Source organism: Pseudomonas sp. BC42, assembly GCF_021560055.1.
In the GTDB taxonomy this organism is placed as follows: domain Bacteria; phylum Pseudomonadota; class Gammaproteobacteria; order Pseudomonadales; family Pseudomonadaceae; genus Aquipseudomonas.
This window is the reverse complement of record NZ_CP091067.1, coordinates 3565978-3588566: the sequence shown is the minus strand read 5'-3', so window position 1 is coordinate 3588566 and position 22589 is coordinate 3565978. Positions and strand designations below refer to the sequence as shown.

Annotated in this window: 20 protein-coding genes; 9 read left to right on the top strand and 11 right to left on the bottom strand. The window is 65.2% G+C overall.

Features of this window, described 5'->3' with window-relative positions:
* The first annotated feature begins 11 nt into the window (after window positions 1–11).
* Window positions 12–2291: a P-loop NTPase fold protein gene (locus tag L1O02_RS16070; protein ID WP_108543636.1), complete on the top strand. Its 2280-nt coding sequence runs from the start codon at window positions 12–14 to the stop codon at window positions 2289–2291.
* A gap of 91 nt (window positions 2292–2382) precedes the next feature.
* Here L1O02_RS16070 and L1O02_RS16065 read toward each other — a convergent pair whose 3' ends face one another.
* The 3 genes from L1O02_RS16065 to L1O02_RS16055 form a co-directional block, all read right to left on the bottom strand.
* Window positions 2383–3087 carry a peptidoglycan DD-metalloendopeptidase family protein gene (locus tag L1O02_RS16065; RefSeq protein WP_231979035.1) on the bottom strand — a complete coding sequence of 235 codons (705 nt, stop codon included), beginning with the start codon at window positions 3085–3087 and terminating at the stop codon, window positions 2383–2385.
* 176 nt (window positions 3088–3263) lie between these two features.
* Window positions 3264–3800, bottom strand: coding sequence for a histidine phosphatase family protein (locus L1O02_RS16060; protein ID WP_181321567.1), 537 nt, complete (start codon window positions 3798–3800; stop codon window positions 3264–3266).
* Window positions 3801–3817: 17 nt separating this feature from the next.
* Window positions 3818–4882 carry an SDR family oxidoreductase gene (locus tag L1O02_RS16055; protein ID WP_108544055.1) on the bottom strand — a complete coding sequence of 355 codons (1065 nt, stop codon included), beginning with the start codon at window positions 4880–4882 and terminating at the stop codon, window positions 3818–3820.
* Between the two features lie 180 nt (window positions 4883–5062).
* On the opposite strand from L1O02_RS16055, the gene L1O02_RS16050 reads away from it, so the two are divergent.
* Window positions 5063–5944 carry a LysR family transcriptional regulator gene (locus L1O02_RS16050; protein ID WP_129406067.1) on the top strand — a complete coding sequence of 294 codons (882 nt, stop codon included), beginning with the start codon at window positions 5063–5065 and terminating at the stop codon, window positions 5942–5944.
* Between the two features lie 19 nt (window positions 5945–5963).
* Here the strand turns inward: L1O02_RS16050 and L1O02_RS16045 are convergent, their stop codons facing one another.
* Both L1O02_RS16045 and L1O02_RS16040 read right to left on the bottom strand, forming a co-directional pair.
* On the bottom strand, window positions 5964–7967 hold the full coding sequence (locus L1O02_RS16045) for a U32 family peptidase (protein ID WP_129406068.1): 2004 nt from the start codon (window positions 7965–7967) through the stop codon (window positions 5964–5966).
* 124 nt (window positions 7968–8091) lie between these two features.
* Complete coding sequence (locus tag L1O02_RS16040) at window positions 8092–8472, bottom strand: RidA family protein (protein ID WP_129406069.1); 381 nt, start codon at window positions 8470–8472, stop codon at window positions 8092–8094.
* Between the two features lie 230 nt (window positions 8473–8702).
* On the opposite strand from L1O02_RS16040, the gene L1O02_RS16035 reads away from it, so the two are divergent.
* Window positions 8703–12107, top strand: a complete 3405-nt coding sequence (locus tag L1O02_RS16035; protein WP_235758271.1) for a hypothetical protein — start codon at window positions 8703–8705, stop codon at window positions 12105–12107.
* Window positions 12108–12134: 27 nt separating this feature from the next.
* Here the strand turns inward: L1O02_RS16035 and L1O02_RS16030 are convergent, their stop codons facing one another.
* Entirely contained in the window at window positions 12135–12398 is a 264-nt protein-coding gene (locus tag L1O02_RS16030; protein WP_060839210.1) for a hypothetical protein, read from the bottom strand.
* Window positions 12399–12597: 199 nt separating this feature from the next.
* Here L1O02_RS16030 and L1O02_RS16025 point away from each other — a divergent pair, with 199 nt between their 5' ends.
* Window positions 12598–12939 (top strand): hypothetical protein, encoded by a 342-nt coding sequence (locus L1O02_RS16025; protein ID WP_060839211.1) that lies wholly within the window; start codon window positions 12598–12600, stop codon window positions 12937–12939.
* 12 nt (window positions 12940–12951) lie between these two features.
* Here L1O02_RS16025 and L1O02_RS16020 read toward each other — a convergent pair whose 3' ends face one another.
* From L1O02_RS16020 to L1O02_RS16010, 3 genes are read right to left on the bottom strand one after another with little or no spacing between them, the layout of a single operon-like run.
* Window positions 12952–13095: a DUF2256 domain-containing protein gene (locus L1O02_RS16020; protein WP_082729243.1), complete on the bottom strand. Its 144-nt coding sequence runs from the start codon at window positions 13093–13095 to the stop codon at window positions 12952–12954.
* Window positions 13092–14639, bottom strand: a complete 1548-nt coding sequence (locus tag L1O02_RS16015; RefSeq protein WP_235758269.1) for a cryptochrome/photolyase family protein — start codon at window positions 14637–14639, stop codon at window positions 13092–13094. Before L1O02_RS16015 ends, L1O02_RS16020 begins: the two co-directional genes overlap by 4 nt.
* Window positions 14633–15343 carry an SDR family oxidoreductase gene (locus tag L1O02_RS16010; protein WP_060839213.1) on the bottom strand — a complete coding sequence of 237 codons (711 nt, stop codon included), beginning with the start codon at window positions 15341–15343 and terminating at the stop codon, window positions 14633–14635. The genes L1O02_RS16015 and L1O02_RS16010 overlap by 7 nt, the downstream gene beginning before the upstream one ends.
* A 176-nt stretch (window positions 15344–15519) precedes the next feature.
* Between L1O02_RS16010 and L1O02_RS16005 the strand changes: the two genes are divergently transcribed.
* Window positions 15520–15663 (top strand): hypothetical protein, encoded by a 144-nt coding sequence (locus L1O02_RS16005; protein WP_159426422.1) that lies wholly within the window; start codon window positions 15520–15522, stop codon window positions 15661–15663.
* 96 nt (window positions 15664–15759) lie between these two features.
* Here L1O02_RS16005 and gltS read toward each other — a convergent pair whose 3' ends face one another.
* Window positions 15760–16971 carry a sodium/glutamate symporter gene (gene gltS / locus L1O02_RS16000; protein WP_235758267.1) on the bottom strand — a complete coding sequence of 404 codons (1212 nt, stop codon included), beginning with the start codon at window positions 16969–16971 and terminating at the stop codon, window positions 15760–15762.
* A 628-nt stretch (window positions 16972–17599) separates the two neighbouring features.
* On the opposite strand from gltS, the gene L1O02_RS15995 reads away from it, so the two are divergent.
* From L1O02_RS15995 to L1O02_RS15980, 4 genes are all read left to right on the top strand, one after another.
* Window positions 17600–20104 (top strand): phosphoketolase family protein, encoded by a 2505-nt coding sequence (locus L1O02_RS15995; RefSeq protein ID WP_235758265.1) that lies wholly within the window; start codon window positions 17600–17602, stop codon window positions 20102–20104.
* Between the two features lie 100 nt (window positions 20105–20204).
* The gene (locus L1O02_RS15990) at window positions 20205–20588 is read left to right on the top strand and encodes a DUF2946 domain-containing protein (protein ID WP_129406074.1); all 384 of its coding nucleotides are present in this window, start codon (window positions 20205–20207) and stop codon (window positions 20586–20588) included.
* Window positions 20589–20770: 182 nt separating this feature from the next.
* Window positions 20771–21166 (top strand): DUF2946 family protein, encoded by a 396-nt coding sequence (locus L1O02_RS15985; RefSeq protein ID WP_235758263.1) that lies wholly within the window; start codon window positions 20771–20773, stop codon window positions 21164–21166.
* Window positions 21167–21325: 159 nt separating this feature from the next.
* The gene (locus tag L1O02_RS15980) at window positions 21326–21907 is read left to right on the top strand and encodes a putative natural product biosynthesis protein (protein WP_060843545.1); all 582 of its coding nucleotides are present in this window, start codon (window positions 21326–21328) and stop codon (window positions 21905–21907) included.
* Between the two features lie 59 nt (window positions 21908–21966).
* Here the strand turns inward: L1O02_RS15980 and L1O02_RS15975 are convergent, their stop codons facing one another.
* The gene (locus tag L1O02_RS15975) at window positions 21967–22530 is read right to left on the bottom strand and encodes a fasciclin domain-containing protein (RefSeq protein ID WP_108543650.1); all 564 of its coding nucleotides are present in this window, start codon (window positions 22528–22530) and stop codon (window positions 21967–21969) included.
* Window positions 22531–22589: the final 59 nt, after the last annotated feature.

Genomic DNA, 22589 nt, shown 5'->3' with positions numbered 1-22589 from the left:
GACCCCAGCAGATGTCGGTGACACAGGCTTTTACCGCCCCGGGCGGACACGATGCGGCGCTGACCCGGCGCGACGACGACCTTCTGGATCGCTGGCCGGTGGCCAAGCTGGTCTATCGCATGATCACCGCGACGCCCCTGGGCTGGTCGACCCGGCTCGGTCTGTATGGCCCGTGGGGCAGCGGCAAGACCAGCGTGCTGAATTTTTTGCAGCTTATAGCCGAGGAGAAGGGCGACATCATAGTGCGGCTTCCGGCGTGGCGAACCAGCGGCGAGCAGGAGTTCATCGTGCAGTTCTATCTGGCGCTGGCAGAAGCATTGCAACGTTCAGGCGTTGGTGAACCCTTCAAGCACTGGACCAAGCGCCAGTCGAAAAAGATCGCCGATATCCTGGAAAAAGCCGCCAGGAAAACCGCTGACCTCAAGCTTCCCGAATCGGCCAGCTACAGCGAAATCGTAACCTTGGCCGCCGGTGCGGCAGGGCTGGTCTTCGAGAAACTGAGCGAAATACTGCAACTGGAAAAAAGCGACCTGGATGCCCTGCGCGGGCAACTGGGCGATAGACGCATCATTGTCTTTGTCGACGACCTCGACCGTGCCGATCCGCGGATGCTCCCGGCGACCCTGTTGACGCTGCGCGAACTTCTGGACTGGCCGGGATTCGTCTTTGTCCTGGCCTTCGACAAGGACGTGGTGGGCAAGGCACTTCGCTCCTATTCCGAAGCCTTCGGCGAGTCGGCCCAGCACTTCCTGGACAAGATCATCGATGTGCCGGTGACGTTGCCCGAGCCAAGCCCGAAGCAGGTGCAGCGAATGGTCGCCAGGAACCTGAAAGACTGCTGCCCATTCCTGCCGGACACGGCCATCGCGCAGACCGCTGAGTGGTTTCCCACCAATCCGCGCCAGGCCAAGCGCATCTGCCGCAGTTTGTCGGTGTTTGGCGCGGCGGCTGATCGGCATGCCGAGGGCCAACTGGACTGGCGCGGAATCATCCTGCAGACCCTCTTGCGTGAGACCGAACCCAAGGTGGCCCAGGTGGTAGAAGAGCACATGCTGGGTGTCCACTCGGACTTCGGTGCCAGCATGTTCGGCAATGCCAATAACGCCAAACAGGAGCAGCACAAGCAAGCAGCGCTCAACGCCGCGCAATGTCCCAAGGACGAAGTCAATAACAAGCGCCTGTGGAAGTTGATCGAAGAGCTGGGCCGTGCCAGAAGCAAACTGTCTTTGGCAAACATTCAATATGAGATGAGCCTGGCGGTCCGCGAGGTGGAGTTCACCATTCCCGAGTTTTCCCGGTTGGTGAAATCCTGGGGGGAATACCCGAGTGCCCAGACCCTCAACGACTTCATTCGCGAGGCGGCCAGTCGTAGCGATGAAGGTGAGGCCGCAGTGGCCTGCGCCATGCTCAATATGGCGAATTTCCAGTATGGCGAGCAGTTGGGCAGAACCGCGTCCCTCTACTCACGGGAGGCGTTCGAACGAGCGATGCGCAGCGCCGCAGAGCTCCTGAGATTGATCGAGTTCTGTTACTCGACCGAGATTGAAGGGGCCATGTCCACGGCGCGCGGCGACTATGAAGTGTGCATCGGTTTTATCAGGAGCTTTTTTGCAAGCGTTGCCAAAGACGCTAGCGCACCTGAAAGGGCGCTCCGTGAGCGCGAGCTGCGACTGGCGGCGATCATTGCCGCTCAGTGCGATGATCCGCAGCGCCTCTATCTGGATGCCGAACCTTTTCAGGGCACCCTGCGTGTCCCTTCCTGGGAATTTTCTCGTGCGCGCGAGGACTATGTGGCGGCGCTACAGGAGGTGCTCGCGCCTCGTTTGATACGCCGTGCCATTCATGTGTTCGCCCTACCCGATGGCGTCATGAAGGCACTGATTCAGGATGATGCGCGGCTCAAGTGGGTTCTGACTGAAGGGCGCTCCCCTCTGTACGCGGAGGCCAGCAAAGACCTGGGATGCGCAGCCTTGAAGCAACTGATCGGCAGCACCCAGGAGCTGGGCGCCAGGGAAATATTGGCGAAGAACGCCTTGTCCTACCTTGGTGCGTTTACTGATCGATGGGAGTCTTCCTCTACCTGTGCAGAGCAGGCCACGCGCTACCTGGAATATATCCAGCTGGCTTGGCAAGCCCTCTGCCAGCTGGAACCGACCATCCAGACCCGGGTGTATCTGAAGAAGTTGAAGTCGCAGCTTGAACGGCAGGTGGCGATCCCGGAGTTACTGGAGACTCCCACCTGGTGGGAGGGCGATCCCTATGCCATCGAGCACGAACTGCGAGGCATTTGACTCCGCGCGGCCTCCGCTCAATAGCGCGAGAGGCCATCGCCTCGGGTTTCGTTGACGTGCCTTGGCCCTGAGCACAGCGGTCTTGCTGCACTCACCCCGGCGGCAGCAACCGCAACGGGTCTACCGGTACGCCATTGGCGCGGATCTCGAAGTACAGCTGGGCGCGGTCGGTGTCCTGGGAGCCGGCTTCGGCGATCTTCTGGCCCTTGATCACCATCTGGCCTTCCTTGACCAGCAGCTTGCTGTTGTAGGCATAGGTGCTGGTGTAGGAAGGGCCGTGCTGGAGAATCATCAGGTTGCCGTAGCCGCGCATGTAACCGGCGAACGCCACCTTGCCGCCCAGGGTGGCGTGGATGGGCTGGCCTTCGGTGGTGGCGATGCGGATGCCCTGGTTGAGTTTGCCGGTAGGGGAGAAACGGCCGATCAGCACCCCGCGCAGCGGCCAGCTCCAGCCCTGCAGGGTGACCTTGGGCATGGGCGGGGCAGGCGGGGCGGCCTTGGCCTTGCTCTTGCTGGCGCTGCTGCGCGAGCTGCTGGCCACCCGGGTGCTCTTGGCCGCACCGCCTACCCGCAGCACCTGGCCGACTTCCACGGTATAGGGCGCCTTGAGGCCGTTGAGCCGCGCCACTTCCTTCCAGCTGGTGCCGTTGCGGCTGGCAATCGAGTACAGGGTGTCACCCCGCTTGACCCGATATTCACCGGCCTTGAGCGGCGCATTGCCGCCAGGATCGGTGGAATGGGAGCTGCAGGCCGATACCGCCAGCAGCAGTGCAATCAATAGAAGTCTTACCAACACGCGGCAACCATTAAGTCCTGACCAAGTCCTGTAGCCCAAGCTGCCTGTAGCGCGCCGGGCAAGCCGGCAACTATACCCGTTTGCCGGACAACCGGCGCGCAATAGACAGTGTTCGGTGCCGTTAAATTCCATCAGGACTCAGGGCATGGCGGATTTCCCGGGCCGCCCCGGGCGGGCTATTGCCGTCGATAGACTGTCGCACTCCAGTAGCGACTGCCGTCGCTGTGCTGGCGTTTCCAGCCGGCCGCGGCCAACTGCTTGCCGATCAGGCGGTTCATCCAGCCATGACCGAGCAACAGCACCGGCTGTTGTCCGGCCAGGGACTGCAATCGACGGGCGGCGACAGCGGCGCGCTGGCGGGCCGCAGCGGCCGATTCGACCTGCCTTGAGTAACCACACACCCAGAGGATTCTCAGGATCGCGGCCCAGGTAAAGGGCGACAGGCGTGGTCGTCTCCAGCGTGCGTAGGGCAGTTGCGCCTCGCCGAACACCGGGTCCACCAGGGTTGGCTCCCTCCTGAGCGCCTGGACGGACGCCAGGGCCCGCGGAGCGTTGCTGGAGACAATCACCCCGGCGCTGGCGGCCAGTTGCAGGCTGGAGGGCGGGGCCGGTTGCCCGCCGATGTCGGAACGTTCGTAGTCCTGTATCCAGCCCTGCATGTCGAGGGCGGAAACTTTCCGGGTGGCGATACCTTGGGGCTGACCGTGACGCATGAGAATGATGGTGTTGTTCAACGGCTTTCTACGTCCTTGTTGGTGCTGCTTGAGGAGGCGGGGGCAGCCTGGGCGATCCAGCCGTGATCCCGGTACCAGGCCAGGGTATCGCCAATGGTGCGTTCCAGGGTGCGAAAATTCAGCTCGAGTTCCTGTTCGCTCTTGCGGGGGTCGAAGTGGCTGCGGTCCGCTTCCCGGAGCATCAGGCGCACGGTCGCCAGGCTCAGCAACACCGGCTTGCCGGTCAGGCGCGCATAGACCTCCTGCACGGCGGCCAGGGTATAGAGCAAGGGCACCGGCAGCGGGCGTGTCGGCGTGGCGACCCCGGCGATACGCCCGATGATGGGCACCAACTGGGCCATGGTCATGTGCCGGCCCGCCGCCAGGTAGCGTTGGCCGCGGCGTCCGTAGCGGGCAGCGGCAATCTGCGCCAGGGCCACATCCCGGGCGTCGACCAGGGAGAAGCTGCCGGGAACCAGTCCCGGCAGGCGGCCGCGCACCACGTCCATGAGCAATTGCCCGGAGGAGGTCGGCCCGATATCGCCGGGGCCCCACATCCAGCCGGGCAGGACCATGCACCCCTGCATCTGTGGATGGTTGTCGAGAAAGGCCAGCAGGACGCGATCGGCGAGGATCTTGCTGCGGTAGTAGTGGTCCGCGCCTGCCGGGTCGCGCAGGCAGGTTTCATCGATCAGGCTGCCGGGCGCGCCGTTGAGTACGGCAATCGACGAGGTCTGCACGACGCGGCGGATGCCGGCGCCGTAGGCCCGCTCCAGCAAGTGCTGCGTGCCCAGGACGTTGATCTTGTGCAACTGCTGCCAGTGGCTGCCGCCCTTGTAATTGTCGCGAAAGAACGCCGCGGCATGAAACAGCGTGTCGCAGCCCTGCAACGCGGCGGCGAACCCGTCGACATCGGCCAGGTCGCCGACCACCAGTTCCAGGCCGTGCAGGGGGCCGAACTGCTGTTCGCCCTTGGCCCTGGAGCGCACCAGGGCCTTGACCTTGCAGCCTCGGGCCAGCAGCTCGCGTACCAGGTTGTTGCCCAGCAGGCCGGTGGCACCGGTGACAAAGGTGCAGTGCATTTCAGGGCAATAGCCGCTATCGGTGTCAGTGGGTACAGGGTGTTCGGGGGCGTTGCTCATTCAATCCGTTCCATGGGGAGGCGAGGGCGCTAGATATACCTTGGACGAGACCCCGGAAAAATGGCGAGTCCTGCATAATGGCTTTGCGAATTTGCACAGCTGACGGCAGGGAGTAGCACTTTGGAAGCCAATTGGGATGATCTGCGCCTGTTGCTGGCGGTCTGGCGACGGGGCAGCTTGCTACAGGCCGGGCAGTTGCTGCAGGTGGCGCCGTCGACGGTGTCCCGGCGCTTGAGCCAGCTGGAGGCGGCCCTGGGCGAGCCGTTGCTGGAGCGGGGCGTCGAAGGCTGCTGGTTGACCCCTCGGGGCCAGGCGCTGGTGGACGTGGCCCTGGCGGCGGAGGCCGGGCTCAGGCGACAGCGGGCCCTGGGCAACCCGCCGCGACCGAGCGAACTGCAGGGCAGCATCCTGGTCAGCGCCGGGGAGGGCTTTGCCTCCAGTGTGCTCGAGGCGGCCCGGCGCCTGACATCGGCCCACCCTGGATGCTCGGTGGAATTGCAGGTCAGTGCCGAGTTTCACAAGCTGGCTCGCGGTGTGACGGACATCGCCGTGCGAACCGCGCACCTGGGAGAGCCGTCGCTGATCTATCGAGCCCTGGGCAAGCTTGAATACGGGGTGTTCGCCAGCCCGGACCTGCTGCGCGGCTACCCGGGCATCACCCCGGCCACCGCACCCACCATCGGCCTGCTGCCGCCCCTGGACAACTTGCCGCCGATGCGCACGGCCAAGGCCGCAGGCCTTGACGGCAAGCAGATCCGGGTCAACTCGTTCAGTGCGCAGGTCGAGGCGGTGCGTCAGGGGATGGGGGTTGCGGTGATGCCGCGGATTTTGGCCGGGGATCTGCTGGAGGTGTTTGCGCCCATGGCATTTGCGCCGCTGGAGGTCTACCTGGTGACCCGGCCGCAAGCCTTGAAGCAGCCGCACATCAAGCAGTTTTTCGCGGTGCTGGAGCAGGTGCTGGGTGAGCGGCTGTCGGCTGCTGCAACCGGCGCAACCGCTTAGGGTTGCGCCGGCCCGGCACTCAATGCGGTGCGCGGGGGATGGTCTTGAGCAGGTCTTCGGGGCTGATATGGCCGACGACGGCTTCGGCGGCGGCGCTGCCGGGCAGCGGCAGGTCGAGAATGTGGCCCTTGATCTTGCCCACCACGTGCATCTCGCAGGGCTTGCAATCGAACTTCAGGGTCAGCACTTCGTCACCGTGCACCAGTTGCATCGGCGCCACCTTGGTGCGCACTCCGGTCACGCCCTTGGCCTGCTTGGGGCACAGGTTGAAGGAGAAGCGCAGGCAGTGCTTGGTGATCATCACCGGCACGTCGCCGTGCTCTTCGTGGGCCTCGAAGGCAGCATCGATCAGTTGCACGCCGTGGCGGTGGTAGAAGTCCCGGGCCTTCTGGTTGTAGACGTTGGCCAGGAACGACAGGTGCGACTCCGGGTACACCGGCGGCGGGTTGCTCTCGGCCTTGCGCGTGCCTCGCGGATGGGCGGCGATGCGTGCGGCGTCCAGGGCTTCGATGACTTCCCGGCGCAACGCCTTGAGCTGGGAGTTGGGGATGAAGTAGGCCTGGGGCGCATCCAGCTTGATGTCAGTGGCGTGGTAGAGGGTGGTGCCCAGTTGCCCGAGCAGGTCCTGCAGTTGCCCCAGGGCCTGTTCCGGCTTGTTGGCCACGCCGAACGGACCGTCCAGGGCGACGCTGGCGCTGATGCCTTCTTCGCTGGTGGCGGTCAGTTCCAAGTGTTCTTCCCGCAGGCGGGCCAGCCACGACAGGCCGATGCGCCGTTCGGCGGAGGTGCGGGTCAGAGCCTGTTGCCAGTTGTGATCGAGGTTGCGGCTCAGCGGATGGTTGGGCCGCAGGCGGCTCAGGGCTTCGGGCATCTCGTTGGGCTCGACCCGATAGCGGTAGCGCTTCTCGCCGTCTTCTTCGAACTCGCCGCGGGCTTCGGCGATGTTGGCGCGAAAACCCACCACTTCGCGTTTGACCAGCAGGTTGAGGCCGTCGCCATTGGACAGCGGCTCGAAGGTCACCACTTGCAGGTCGCGCTTGCCGACTTTTTCCACGGTGCCCACTGGCAGCCCGGTGAAGGTCGGCGAATCGAAGGCGCCGATGTCGATCTTGCGCTCGCTGACGAAGTAATCGGTGCTACCACGGTGGAAGGTCTTGTCCGGATCGGGGACGAAGAAGTGCGCGGTGCGGCCGCTGGAAGCGCGGGCCAGATCCGGACGGTCTTCGAGCACGGCGTCCAGGCGCTGGCGGTAGTAGGCCGTGATGTTCTTCACGTAGGCCATGTCCTTGTAGCGCCCCTCGATCTTGAACGAGCGCACGCCGGCTTCCACCAGGGCGCGGATGTTGGCGCTCTGGTTGTTGTCCTTCATCGACAGCAGGTGCTTCTCGTAGGCGATCACCCCGCCGTGCTCGTCTTTCAGGGTGTAGGGCAGGCGGCAGGCCTGGGAGCAGTCACCGCGGTTGGCACTGCGCCCGGTCTGGGCGTGGGAGATGTTGCACTGCCCGGAAAACGCCACGCACAGCGCGCCGTGAATGAAGAACTCGATGGCCGCGTCGGTTTCGGCGGCGATGGCGCTGATTTCCTTGAGGTTCAGCTCGCGGGCCAGTACCAGCTGGGAGAAACCGGCCTGGTCGAGGAACTTGGCCCGCTCCAGGGTACGGATATCGGTTTGGGTGCTGGCGTGCAGCTCGATGGGCGGAATATCCAGCTCCATCACCCCCAGGTCCTGGACGATCAACGCATCGACACCGGCGTCGTACAACTGGTGGATCAGCTGGCGCGCCGGCTCCAGTTCGTTGTCGTGGAGGATGGTGTTGAGGGTGGTGAACACCCGGGCGTGGTAGCGGCGGGCGAACTCCACCAGCTGGGCGATCTCGCCCACCTCGTTGCTGGCGTTGTGGCGGGCACCGAAGCTCGGGCCACCGATGTACACCGCGTCGGCGCCGTGCAGGATGGCTTCGCGGGCGATGGCCACATCGCGGGCAGGGCTGAGCAGTTCCAGGTGATGTTTGGGCAAGGACATGTTTTTTTAGTCAGGCTTATCAGGGTCAAGGCGCGCATTGTAGCGGCGAAACGCGTGCCCGGCACCCGTGTGCTGCCCGGTGGCGGCCACGCCTTGCGCGCAGCCGCCGGTTACAGCCGCTGCGTCAGGCCTTGGCGGCCATGGCGGTGACTTCCACGCGCATGCCTTCCACCGCCAGGGCGGCCACGCCAACCGCGGCGCGCACCGGCCAGGGCTTGGCGAAGAAACGCTGGTAGACCTCGTTGAACGCGGCGCGGTCGGCCATGTCGGTGAGGTAGATGGTCAGGTGCATGACCCGCTCCATGGAGCTGCCGGCGCGCTCCAGGGCGACTTTCAGCGCCTGCAGGGTGCATTCGCTCTGCAGGGTGATGTCCCCCAGTTCCAGGCTGCCGTCGGCGCGCGTGGGGATCTGGGTCGACACCAGGATGCCGTTGAACGCGGCAACGTCGGAGGAAATGGAATCGGCGTCCGGGTCGGGGGTGAAGATCAGGTCTGGCTGGGTCATGGGGGGCTCTGGTGTCCAAGGGTTCAAAAAGCCATGGAGTATAGGGGCGGCCCTGCGCCCTTGTCAGCGCCGATGCGTGGCCTGTGGCGACGGCGGCGCTGAACGCCGTGGGCTGCTGCGGGTTACATTCCAGCGACTTGCCGCTACTCTTTGCAGCCGCGCCGCAGGCTGGCCAGTGCGGCGCTTGACGATTCATCTATCCAGGTAAGGAACAGGCTTTGACTGATCGCATGGTGTTAACGGCTGATGGCAGCGTTAGCGCGTTTTCCACCTTTGAATCCGTGACCTGCCTGGTGCTGTTGGGTGATCCCGGAGCCGGCAAGAGTCATCTGTTCGAGCACTGGGCCGAGCAGGCGGGCGGCCGGGCCATGTCGCTGCGCGGCTTCCTGTTGCGCGATCCCGCGCTGATCGCCGCGGGCAGCACCTTGTTCATCGATGCCCTGGATGAGCACCGTGCGCAGTATGGCGAGCGGCCCGCCTTCGACGACCTGATTCGCCACCTCGGGCGCTTGCCGCCTTGCCGGGTGCGCATTGCCTGTCGCAGTGCCGATTGGGCGGGGCTCAATGACCTGAAGCTGTTGTCCAGCTGCTTTCCGGGAAAGGACCAGGTGCAAGAGCTGCACTTGCTGGCGCTCAGCGAAGAGGAACAGCAGCAGGTGCTGGAGCAGCATGGCGGCACGCCTAAGGACTTTCTGCAGCAGGCGCGCCAGCGCGGCCTGGGCGAAATGCTCGGCAACCCGCTGACCTTGCTGATGCTGGCCCAGGTGGTTGCCCAGGATCACTGGCCCCTGACCCGCAGGGAGCTGTTCGAGCGTTCCAGCGTGCTGTTGCTGGACGAGCTCAATGCGGCGCACCGCGATGATCGTCAGCCCCATGCGCAACTCTCGGAACAGCAGATGCTGGAGGCGGCAGGCCTGTTGTGCGCCTTGCGCCTGCTGGCCGATATCGACGGGTTCAGCACGGACGAGCGCTACGACCGGCGCTATCCGCCCCTGCGCAAGTTGCATGCATTTGGCACTGCCGCGCTGCGTGCGGCCCTGGCCAGCCGGGTCTTTACCTCGACCCGCGAGCCCGGGGTGTTCGACTACGGCCACAAGGCCAGCGCCGAGTACCTGGCGGCGCGCTACCTTGCCGGGCAGTTCCATGCCGGGTTGCCGCTGAGCAGAATCCGCCTGTTGCTCTGTGTCGAGGGCAAGCCGGCTTCGTACCTGCGCGGCGTGCATGCCTGGCTGGCGGTATTTCTCGGGGCGCAGGCCAGCCCGTTCATCGAGGCGGACCCTTATGGAATCCTGGTCTATGGCGACGCTGCCTCGCTGAGCGTGCAGAGCAAGATCCAGTTGCTGCAGGCACTGGCCACGCTGGCGTTGGCCGATCCCTGGTTCCGTGGCCAGGAGCCTCCGGCATTGAACCTGGCGGGCTTCACCGAGCCTGGGCTGGAGCCCTGTTTTCAACGCTTGTTGTCCGACCCGGGCCTGCCCCACGAGCTGCGCTTGCTGCTCTTGGACTTGTTGCGCGCCGGCCAGCCACTGCCGGCGATGTTGCAACCCTTGACCCAATTGCTGGCCGCTGCGGGCACTCACCTGAACGAGCGTGCCTACGCCGCGCAGGCCTTGGCGCGCTGGGGCGAGGAGGGAACTCAGGTGGTGCGCCGGGCCTACCAAGACCTGGTGGGCGACAAGCACGCCAGGAGCCTGTGTGGCTACATCCTCAGTCACCGCCTGGCAGGCCAGGTCCACTATGACCAGCTGCTGGAGCTCTACCGCCAAGGCGCCGATGCCCAGGGTGCCGCCTACGCTTCGCTGGCGCGCTGGAGCTTGCATGAGGTGGTGGCCGATCCCGAGATGACCGCTTGCCTGGACGGCATGGTCGAGTTGTGGCCGCAAATCGCTGAGGACAACCCCAGGGGCGAGGTGCTCAGGTTCGTCCTGCACTTGCTGGTGCGGTATCTCAACACCGTGGCCGTGCTGGACGAGCCCCGAGTCTTTCAATGGCTGGCGTTTATCAATGCCGGCGTGGTCGACCCGCATCCGTGGCTGTTCAATGGGCTGCGCGCGGCGCTGCAGCGACGTCCGGAGACGGCCCAAGGCCTGTTGGACAGGGCCGCCAGCCATCCTGGGCTGGCGGGCTGCGAGTTTCTTGAGCAAGAGCTGCCAAGCGCGGACGAGCCGCAGGAGAGCGGCTATCCGTGCCCCGAGGAATATCAACCTGCGGTTGCAGCGTTGCACCAGCAACTGCAAGCCACTGAGGCGCCGCTCACCTGTGACGCTTTCCTGCTGGGGTTCGTGATCTTCGACTGTATCGAACGCGAGACCCTGGCCGGGGAGGCCTGGTTCTCAGCCTTTCGCCAAGCGCAGTACGCGGACTATATCGATTGCATCGTCCTGCACTTTCTGGTGCTGCCGGACCATTTCAGGCAGCGCAGTTGCCTGTCGTGGAAAGCCACCCGGCAAATCGCCTTGGCGGACAAGCTCGATGTGGTGTTCCAGGTCCTCAATAGCGCCGCGTCGCTGGACAAGACGGCCTTGTACGATGTGGTGCGACCGTTCTGCCGGCACCTCGACCTGCCACGCTTTGGCCCCTGCATCAGTCAACTGCTGAGCAGCGGTGCAGGCCTGGAACATCAGGCCTTCATCATCACCCTGGGGCTGTTGCTGTCGCTGGAGTCGTTCGCTCCTGTGCTGCAAGCCAGCGATACCGCCACCCGCAATGAGGTGGTCTGGTACCTGCGCGACCTGACCGGGCTGGTGCGCGGATTCGACGGCCCCATGCACCTGTCCGCCGAGCAGGCGTTCTGTTTCTGCCGCCTGGTCGCCGACCAATACCCGGCCACGCCGCAGGCTTTCGATTGGTTTGCTCTCAGTAACACCGGGGCCGAGGACGCCGATGAGTTCCTGGCCGGACTGATCAGCTATCTGGCGAGCAAGACCTGCGACGACTCCCGGCGTCATCTGCTCAGCTTGCAAGGTCATCCGCGTCTGGCCTCGTGGCACCCCTACCTGAACCACGCGCTGCTGCTCAACGACGCCCGGCGGCGTGATGCCCGGCACACCCGGCATGGCTGGGAGCAGGTGGCGCAGGTCCTGAATAACGGCGTGCCCGGCACTATCGAGCAGATGCAGGCGCTGGTGCTGGATGAGCTGCAAGGGATTGCCGGCCTGCTGCGCAGCAACCTCGACGTGCACAAGTTCTTCTGGAACGAGGTCAAGGGCCGGATCAGCACTCCCAAATGGGAGGAAAGCTGCCGCGACGTGCTGCTGAGCCTGTTGCGTCCGCGACTGGAGGCACGCCAGATCACGGCCGAGCCCGAGGCGCACATGGCCGATGAAAAACGCGTGGATATCGCGGTGCAAAGCGGGCCCATCAAGCTGGTGATCGAGCTCAAGCGCAGTTCACACAAGGACGTCTGGAGCGCGATCCAGGATCAGTTGATTGCGCTCTATACCCCCGATCCCGGAGCCCGTGGCTACGGCATCTACGGTGTGTTCTGGCATGGACCGCGAGCCAAGGTCCGGGCCGGCCCCGGGGGCGTGGTGCCGCAGAGTGCGGAGCAGATGCTGAGCCTGCTCGAGGCCAGCGTCCCCGAGCCGCAGCGGGCGTACATCAAGGTCTTTGTGCTGGATGTCTCGGGGCGCTGAGGGCTGGACGGGGCGGCGTAGCGGCGCTCAATCGGCGTCGGCTGCGTCCTGGACAGGGCTCAACCAGGTCGCCAGCACCCGCCGGTCCAGCTCCTCCCAATCGGCCATGCCCAGTACCCGGGTGGTGTTCAGGCCGCGCAGGTAGCCGCGCAGCTGGTAGGCCACGGCCAGCAGCAGCTGCGGGTCGGCGCTGGGGTCGCCGAGCACGCTTTCGTACTCGATCAGGTAGTCGGCGACGCGGTCGCGGAACTCGGGCAGGACGGCATCACGGATCAGGTCAAAAGTTCGCACGCAAGAATCCCTTTTAGTTGTAGTTGGACTGCCGGGCAGTCTGCCCGGAGGGCAACTATTGGTTCAAGTAATAGTGACAATCAAAAAACAGCTATTTTGCTCGGCGCACTAACCGTGGAAAATCGCCGCCCTCGATAGCGCCCGCCAGATTCGATCCGTGGCGCCCTGTACCCGCGTTCTTGACTCCAGGATTTGTCCGATGCGCCTTTTACCCCTGTTTGCCATGACTTCTGCCGCTCTCGTGCTGGCCGGCTGTGCCTCCGCGCCGAACGACCCGAGCCTGGTCATGCAGACCCGCAAAACACCTGCCCAGTACGCCGATTGCGTGATCCCCAAGCTGCAGAGCAGCGACCAGACCGCTACCGTTTCGCAGTCGCAGCGCGGCTACCGGATCGTGGTCACCAGCAAGGTGGCCGCGGACAACGTACTGGAAGCCTACAAGGCCCCCAATGGCGGCAAGGTGTTCCTCTATGAGCGGCATCTGCTGGCCTCCAGCTTTGCCCCGTCCCATTTCGAAAAGGCCGCGCAAGACTGCCTGTAGCCTGCCCAGGGCTCATGGCTGCCTGGCGCGGGCGCTGCGGCGACAGCGTTCGGAGCACCAGCGCACCTCATCCCAGCAACGCGCCCAGCGCTTGCGCCAGGTGAAGGGCCGGCCGCAGGCGGCGCAGTCCTTGCGCGGCAGTTCGGACTTCTTCACAGGGCCTCTCCGGCGTCCAGGCGCGCGAGTAACTCCTCGCCCCGTTGCCAGATGGCGTCCCGGCGCGGGGCGTCCATGCGTTGCAGGTTGCGATAGGTGAGGGCTAGCCGCGGATTGCCGCCCAGTTGCTCCTGGTGGCGGATCAGGAAATGCCAGTACAGGGCATTGAACGGGCAGGCATCGTTGCCCGTGGCCTGGTCCACCCGGTAACGGCAGCCGCCGCAGTAGTCGGACATCCGCTGGATATAGCGGCCGCTGGCGCAATAGGGCTTGGAGCCCAGGTAGCCGCCGTCGGCGTGCATCACCATGCCCAGGGTGTTGGGCAACTCGACCCAGTCGAAGGCATCCAGGTAGACCGCCAGGTACCAGTCGCAGATGGCCTTGGGGGCGATGCCGGCCAGCAGGGCGAAGTTGCCGGTGACCATCAACCGCTGGATATGGTGGGCATAGCCCAGCTCCAGGGTCTGGCCGATGGCCTGGGCCATGCAGCGCATGTCGGTGGCGCCGTTCCAGTAGAACTCCGGCAGGGCCCGGCTATTGCCCAGGCCGTTAAGCTCGGCGTAGTCGGGCATGCGCAGCCAGTAGATGCCGCGGACATATTCACGCCAGCCGATCAGTTGGCGGATGAAACCCTCCGCGGCATTCAGCGCCACCCGGTTTTCACGGTAGGCACGCTCGACATCGGCGCAGAGCTGGCGCACATCCAGCAGGCCGATATTCAGCGCGGCACTGATCCGCGCGTGAAACAGAAAGGGCTCGCCCTCGGCCATGGCGTCCTGGTAGTCGCCGAAGGCGGCCAGGGAAAAGTCCAGGAAGTGCTGCCACAGCTGCTGCGCCTGCTCGTGGGTCACCGGATAGTCGAAGCGCTCCAGGTCACCGTAGTGATCGCTGAAGCGCTGGCCCACCAGCTGCATCACGTCGCGGGTGATGGCGTCGTGGCCGAAGCGCGCCGCAAAGGGCCCGCGCAGACCCCGGGGCAGGGCCTTGCGGTTGTCGGCATCGAGGTTCCAGGTGCCGCCGCAGGGGCGCCCGTCGGGCTCCAGCAGCAGGCCGCTTTGCTTGCGCATCTCGCGGTAGAAATATTCCATGCGCAACGACGTCCGCCCGGCCGCCCACCGGCCGAAGGCTTCGCGGGAGCACAGGAACCGCCGGTCCACATGAAAGGTCAGGGGCAGGCCCGCATCGCGCAGCGCCTGTTCCAGTCGCCATTCTCCGCACTCGGTGACATGCAGCTGCGTCGCGCCGAGGGCCGCCTGCCAGCGCCGCAGCTCACCGGGCAGGCTGCCGCTGTTGTCGGGGTCGTCCAGGGTGACGTAGATCACCTGCCAGCCTTGCTCGCGCAGGCGCGCGGCAAAGTGGCGCATGGCGCTGAAGATCAGCAGGATTTTCTGTGGATGATGCCGGACATAACGCGCTTCGCTGTCGACTTCGGCCATCAGCAGCGTGTCGTGGGCCGGGTCCAGGACCTTGAGCAACTCCAGGTCGAACGACAGCTGGTCGCCCAGCACCAGCCCCAGTCGACCGCCAGTAGCGGCGCTTACCATGGCAGACGCTCGCCGTCGTAGGCAAAGAACTGGCCGCTGTCGGCTGCGCTCAGGCGGTCGATCAGCGCCAGCAGCTCCCGGGCCGCCACGCTGGCCGGACGCGCCGCCGCGGAGCCGCGGAACGGCTGCGACAACTGCGAAACCACGGTGCCGGGATGCAGGCTGAGCAGGCGGGCGCCGGGCCGGGTTCGCGCCAGTTCGATGGCCGCGGTCTTGACCAGCATGTTCAGCGCGGCCTTGGAGGCACGATAGGCGTACCAGCCGCCCAGGCGGTTGTCGCCGATGCTGCCGACCTTGGCCGACAGCAGCGCCATCGCGCCCTGGGGGGCCAGCAGGGGCAGGAAGTGACGCATGACCAGGGCCGGGCCCACCGCATTGACCTGGAACACTGCCTTGAGTGTCTCGTCCTCAAGGGCGGCGTAGGTTTTTTCCGGCTTGACGTCGGCGCGATGCAGCAGGCCGGCGGCATGCACGATCAGTTGGTAGGGCGCCTCATCCGCCAATGCGGCGGCGGCCGCGGCAATGCTCTCGGGCCGTTCGAGGTCGAGCCCGGGAAGCGTGCCGCGGGACAGGGCGCGGACCCCCGCACAGTGCGGGTCCTCTTCGAGCCATTGGCAAAAGGCCGAACCCAGGGCGCCGCTGGCGCCAATCACCAGCGCACGGTAGCCCGCGCCCAGGGACTGCATGTTCAAGGTATTGCTCATTGTGTGTTACCCACCGATTGACGTGGCAGCGAGCCTGACTCCCTGCTCACACCGTGAAAATCCATGGGTAATATTTGTACATAAAATTTGATTTTGTACAGGTTATTTGCAGAATTGCCTGCTAAAAATCTTCCGGCACAAGCCATTGCCGGCTTCTGCGAACCCAGGAGAGTGCCATGTGGGGGATCTACCTGCTGTTGAGCCTGGTTGCGGTCATGGCGCTGTTCCTGTGCCTACGCCGACGCCAGCCCAGGGGGACGGGCCAGCGGCACAGGGCCAGTGCCTGTCTGGGCGGCGAAGAGTCGTACCCGGGGGATTAGGTTGTACGTTGTGAGTCTGCTGTACAGCTTTGCCCTGGGGCTGGGCTGGGCATGAGCTGCCCGCCGGCCCGGGTCAGGGGCGGGCGGAGCGCTCGATCAAGCGGCCACGCCGAGCCAGGGCAGCGCCAGGTACAGCTTGATCACGATGGCGTTGCTGATGTCGATGAAGAAGGCGCCGACCATGGGCACCACCAGAAACGCCATCTGCGACGGCCCGTAGCGCTGGGTCACCGCCTGCATGTTGGCGATGGCGGTCGGGGTCGCGCCGAGGCCGAAGCCGCAATGGCCGGCCGCCAGAACCGCGGCGTCATAGTTGCGGCCCATGACGCGGAAGGTGACGAAGATCGCAAACAGCGCCATCACCAGGGTCTGCACGGCCAGCAGCGTCAGGATCGGCAGGGCCAGGGTGGCCAGGTCCCACAGCCGCAGCGACATCAAGGCAATCGCCAGGAACAGCGACAGGCTGACATTGCCCAGCAGCGACACCTCCTGATCGACGACCTGGTGCCAGCCCAGTGCCGACAGGCCGTTGCGCAACACCACCCCGACGAACAGCACGCAGACGAAGGTCGGCAACTCCAGCGCCGTGCCCTGGATCAAGTCACCGAGAAAGCTCCCGGCCTGCAGGCTGATGGCAACCAGGGCCAGGGTTTCGATGAAGCTCAACGCGGTGATCTGCCGCTCCTTGTACGGCTGCTCATAGCCCCTGGGCAGGCGCGGCTCGGCCTGGGCAAGGCCGGGAGTCTGCACCCGCTTGACCAGCAGGCGGGCGACCGGTCCGCCGATCAAACCGCCCAGTACCAGGCCGAAGGTGGCCGAGGCCATGGCAATTTCCGGAGCCGAGGCCAGGCCGTACTGCTCCTTGAATACCGCCCCCCAGGCGCCGCCCGTACCGTGACCGCCGGACAGGGTCACCGAGCCGGCCAGCAGTCCCATCAACGGATCAAGCCCCAATGCCTTGGCCAGGCCGATGCCCATGGCGTTCTGCACCAACAGAAAAGCGGTCACCACCAGCAGGAAGATCGCCAGTTTGCGTCCGCCCTTTTTCAGGCTGGCAAAGTCCGCGCTCAGGCCGATGGTGGCGAAGAAGGCCAGCATCAAGGGCGCCTGCAGTGATTTGTTGATGCTGACCTCAATGTCTGCAAAAACTCGAAGCGCCAGAAGCAGCACGGCCACCACCAGGCCGCCCGCCACCGGTTCGGGGATGTTGTAGGCCCGCAGGAAACCGACCCGGGTGACAAGGCCCCGTCCCAGCAACAGCACCAATGACGCGGCCACCAGGGTTCCATAGAAGTCCAGTTGGACCATTCGCACACTCCTCGGTCTGGGTTCCCGGACGCGCTGCCTGCCTGCGGCGTCGACGGATTGGGTTGAGAAGCCTCAACCCGATGGATTAGGGGGCAAGGGCGGCCGTCACTGGCTTGCCTGCCTCAAGCATGATTTGCGCGCATTGCCCGGTGCCGACCGATCGGGCCGGAGCGGCGGATCGGCGTCATGAGCGGCAATGCTTGGGGGTCGCTGCGGTCGCGTTGTCGCCGGCCGGAGCTTTGGTGCTTTGCGTGGGTCGTGTTCAAACCGTTGATTCACCGGGTATTTCACCCCGGCAATGAAGCGCGGAGTTCAGCGCCACAGCGTTAAGCACGGATTAACAGTGGGACAGGCGCGGCTGGAAACCGGCTTTTTTAAGAAATGTCCTAAAGAGCCGCCGGGTAGCGCCGGTCTTTTCCGCCATCCAGGTCGGTACTTTCTGATCCAGATCAGCACATTCGACTCAGCGACGCCCAGACTGACGGGCGCCGGACTCAAATCTGTCAATACCGGGCGCATAAGGGCATAGGGAAGAGGCCGCGCGGCTCCTTCTGTTGCGGGTGTCCCGCGCCTCAAGCCCCGTTTCGCCAGCCACCACCTGGCTGGCAACGCATTCAGTGGAGTCGCTATGTATCGCTTCAATGCACGGCTTTCCAGCGCTGAGCTGGTCGATACCCCGTTGCCGATCCAGGCCGGCGCTGCCGAGTCAGCCGGGCCGCTGGCGCCCGAACTGCTGCTACGCCTGCAGCGCTACTGGGACGCGGCCAACTACCTGTGCGTCGGCCAGATCTACCTGCAGGCCAACGCCTTGCTGCGTGAACCCTTGCGCCCCGAGCACATCAAGCCGCGGCTGCTGGGGCACTGGGGGACATCGGTCGGGCAGAGTTTCATCTACGTGCACCTGAACCGGCTGATCAGCGAGCGCGGCGTGCAGACCGTCTTCATTTCCGGGCCGGGCCATGGCGGCCCCACGCTCAACGCCTGCGCCTGGCTGGAGGGCACCTACAGTGAGGTGCACGCCGACGTCACTCAGGACGAAGCCGGCATGCTGCGGCTGTTTCGCAGCTTCTCCACCCCCGGCGGCATACCCAGCCACTGCGGGCCGCATACCCCCAATTCACTGCACGAAGGCGGCGAGCTGGGCTATTCGCTGTTGCACGCCTTCGGTGCGGTGTTCGACAACCCGGACTTGCTGGTGGCCTGTGTCGTCGGTGACGGCGAAGCCGAGACCTGCCCGCTGGAGGGCAGTTGGAAGAGCGTGCACTTTCTGGACCCGCGGCGTGACGGCGCGGTGCTGCCGATCCTGCACCTCAACGGCTACAAGATTTCCGGGCCGACGGTGGAGGCGCGCCTGGCCGATGAAGATTTGCTGGAGCTGTATCGCGGGCGCGGTTATCAGCCGCAGATCGTCGCCGGTGACGATTTGCCCGGGATGCATCAACGCTTCGCCGCGGCGCTCAATGACTGTCACGACCAGATCCTGTCGATCCAGGCGCAGGCCAGGACCCTCGGCTCGCCGGTACGGGCGCGCTGGCCGCTGATCATCCTGCGCAGCCCCAAGGGCTGGACCGGTCCGAAAGTGGTGGACGGCCTGCCCGTGGAGGGCACCTTCCGCGCGCATCAGGTGCCCCTGGCCAATGTCCGCGACAATCCCGAGCACCTGCAGCAGCTGGAGAGCTGGATGCGCAGCTATGCGCCGGCCACCTTGTTCAGTGACAGCGGGGCGTTGCTGCCCGAACTCCAGGCCCTGACGCCAGCGGCCGAGTTGCGCATGGGCGCGGTGCCCCATGTGAATGGCGGCCGGCGGCTGATCGCCCTGGAGCTGCCGGATTTTGCGCACTACGGGCTGCAGGTCCCAGGCCCCGGGCAGGTGATTGCCGAGGCACCGCGCAAGCTCGGCGAGTACCTGCGGGACGTGATGCGCAACAACCCGCGCAACTTTCGTGTGTTCGGCCCCGATGAAACCAACTCCAACCGCCTCAATGCGGTGTTCGAAGCCGACCGGCGCACCGCCTGCGGCCCGTGCCTGTCGATCGACGATCGGCTGGCGCCGGACGGCCGGGTCATGGAGGTGCTCAGCGAGCACCTGTGCGAAGGCTGGCTGGAGGGCTATCTGCTGACCGGTCGCCACGGCATGTGGTCGACCTACGAGGCCTTCGCCCAGGTGGTGGATTCAATGGTCACCCAGCACGCCAAATGGCTGCAGCAGAGCAAGGAGTTTGCCTGGCGGCGCCCCTTGGCGTCGCTGAACATCCTGATCACCAGTCATGCCTGGCGCAACGACCACAACGGCTTCAGCCATCAGTCCACCGGGTTTGTCGACAATGTGCTGCAGCGCCGATCCGACGTGGTACGGGTGTACTACCCGCCGGACGCCAATTGCCTGCTGAATGTGTTTGATCACTGCCTGCGCAGCCGCGACTGCATCAACGTGGTGACCTGCGGCAAACAGCCGGATTTTCAGTGGCTGGATTTCGCGACGGCGCTGCAGCACTGCTCCCAGGGCGCTTCGATCTGGGCGTTCGCCAGCAACGACCACGGGCAGCGGCCCGATGTGGTCCTGGCCTGCGCCGGCGATGTGCCCACGGCGGAAGCGGTGGCGGCCAGCTGGCTGCTGCAGAAGCATGTCCCGGGCATCCGCGTCAGGCTGGTCAATGTGGTGGACCTGGGCATTCTCGCCGCGCCCCAGGACCGGCCCCACGGCATGGACCATCTGGCGTTCGAAGCGCTGTTCACCGGCGATGTGCCGGTGATGTTCGCCTTTCATGGTTCGACCTGGGTGATCCACTCCATGGTCCATGGCCGGGCCAACGAAGCGCGCTTCCATGTGCGCGGCTTCAGCGATCGCGGCAGCACCACCACGCCTTTCGACATGGTGGTGCTGAACAACATGAGCCGCTATCAACTGGCGCTGGACGCCTTGACCCATGTGCCGCGCCTGCAGGAGCAGGCGCGGCCGGCGGTGGAGCATTTCCAGAGCCAGCTGCGCCGCCACCAGCTGTGGATCCGCGAGCATTTCGAAGACCTGCCGGAAATCCGCAACTGGAGCTGGACCGCGGATTTCAGCGAGCGGCACAGCCCGCCGCCGCTGGCCCAAGGGCAGCTCAGGGGGCCAGCGTACAGCGACACCTGAGTGCGCTGCGCCCGAGGTCCTTGACCCGGGCGCAGGGCCCGCTGCCAGCAGCCAGGTCACGCTTCATCCGCCGGGTTGTTCGGTGTTAAAGTCGCGCCCCATGAAATTGTCCCGCCCCGACCGCTCGCTGATTGCCTGGACCCTGTATTTTTGCGTCCTGTTCAATGTGTTCGCCTGCGGCTTGGGGCACGGCCAGATGATGGGCCTGGCCCTCAACGGTGTGGGCGGGCAGTTCTGCTCCTCCCTGGTCAGCAAGGCCCCGCTGCAGCAGTCCGACTTCAGCGACCAGAGCGCCAGCACCTGGGCCGGCAGCTTCTCCTGCCCGGTCTGTTCGGGAGCGGCCCTGAGTCTGGTCCTGCTGTTCTGCCTGAGCTGGCTGCTGCGTATCGGCCAGTTCCGGCGCCATAGCCTTGAACCGCGCTGCAAGGCGCCCCCGCGCTACTCCTGGCCCTCGGCCAATCCCCGAGCCTCCCCGCTGATCTGAGCTCGCAAGCGGACAGCCGCCTTCGCCGCTGACCGCCGGTAGGCCTGTCTCCCTCCTGCCTCTGGCTGCCGTTCGCGGCCGTGGCTGCGTGGCTGAATGCAGGCCGTTCGATTCTCAAGATGTGGAGGACGTGGCATGAACGCTTTTCAACGCGGGCTCCCTGACCTGGGCGCGCGCCGCTGATGTTCGGGTGCGGGCTGCGCAATGCCAGCCGGCAGAACGCCTGGGTCGCGGCGTTCCTGGCCATTGTGCTGAAGATCACGGCGCTGCCCATGGCCAGTGCCATGGGCACCCTGAGCCTGGAGCAACTGCTGGCGGGCAGTTTCTGTTCGTCCGGCGGCGTGCGGCTTGCCGTGGCCCTGGACAAAGAGCCGGCCAGTTCGGCGGTGCAGGGCGATTCGGGCCATTGCTGCTGCTCACAGTCGATCGGCGCTGCGCCGCTGGGGGCGTCTTCCCCGGTCTTGCCGGTCTTCCTCGGCCTGGCACCGCGCCTGCCGAGCGGCCGGCCGCTGAGGCTGACGCCTCGCCAACGCTGGCCGTCGATCAATCCCCGGGCTTCTCCCCACGCTGATGCATGACCGTTGTCATTCGCGCGTCCCCACGGCCGGTGGCCGAGGACGTGTTCATGGTTATTGCAAAGATGCAAAGGAGCACCACATGGCTCGAATCATTCACGGCCGGCGACAGCCGCCACGGCCCGTGGCCGCCAATCTGGACAAGGGTCGCCGGAGGCTGGCATGCGCGCACTAGCGATCCCCTCTGGCGTCAGCCGTCTGCTGAGTAAAAGCACGCGGGGCCCCAACCACGGCGACTTTCTGCTGCCGTTTCCCGATTACCCGAGCAACGCTCGCAGCTTCGTGCACCTGGATGCGCGCCTGCTGCCGTACTGGCACACCCTGTTCGATGTCTGCCCGGGGCTGCTCAAGCTCGATCCGCCGGACGGCTTGAACATCTTTCGTGGCTTCATGACCTGGGCCTACCGCAATCATCCGCCGCTGAACTGGACCTATTACCTGAGCCTGTGCCGCTGGCTGCTGGGGTCGCGCTACGCAGCGCGGATCAATGCGGAGCATATCGAGGCGTTCATGAGCGCCGCGGCCGCGCGCTGGATCAACACCGACGACAGTCAGGCCCGTGGGCTGGTACTGGCCTGGCGCGAATCTGCGGACTGGGTGTTCGACTGGAAGGTGGCGCCGCGCCTGGTGCCGCAGGCCGAGGGCGGGCCGGAGGAGTACCCGCCGGTGCCCTGGGACTTTGCCTGGTGCCCGTTGAGCGCCAAGGGCGGCGCGGGCTTTCGTCGTTGGTTGCCGATTCCCTGAGACGGCTATCCGCCCAGGGTTGATGCCCGGCAGACCCCGGGTCTGCCGGGCACCTTGGGTTACTGCGGCAGCAGCACGCTGTCCACCACGTGAATCACCCCATTGGACTGCATGACATCGGCGATGCTGATCGCGGATTTGCCGCCTTTGGCGTCGATGACCCAGAGCTTGCCTTCATAGGGTTTGACCGTCAGGGCTTCACCCTGGACGGTCTTGAGCATGACCTGTCCGCCATGTTGCTTGGCCTCGATCAGCAGTTGCCCGGCGGTGTGGGTTCCGGGCACCACATGGTAGGTCAGGACCTTGCTCAGATCGGCCTTGTGCTCAGGCTTGAGCAGGGTGTCGACGGTGCCGGCCGGCAGCTTGGCGAACGCCTCGTTGGTGGGGGCAAACACGGTGAACGGGCCTTTGCTGTTGAGGGTGTCCACCAGCCCCGCGGCCTTGACCGCCGCGACCAGGGTGGTGTGGTCCTTGGAGTTGACCGCGTTCTCCACGATGGTTTTGCTCGGGTACATCGCAGCGCCGCCGACCATCACCGAATCAGCGGCGAATCCGCTGAGCGGGGCAGTGACGGAGAATACGGCAAAGCAGACAGCGGCCAGGCGCTTGCTAAACGTGTGCATGATGCAGCTCCTCGATTATTCGGCCCTCCTGATGAGGGTGCTGAATGTACGGTGCCCAT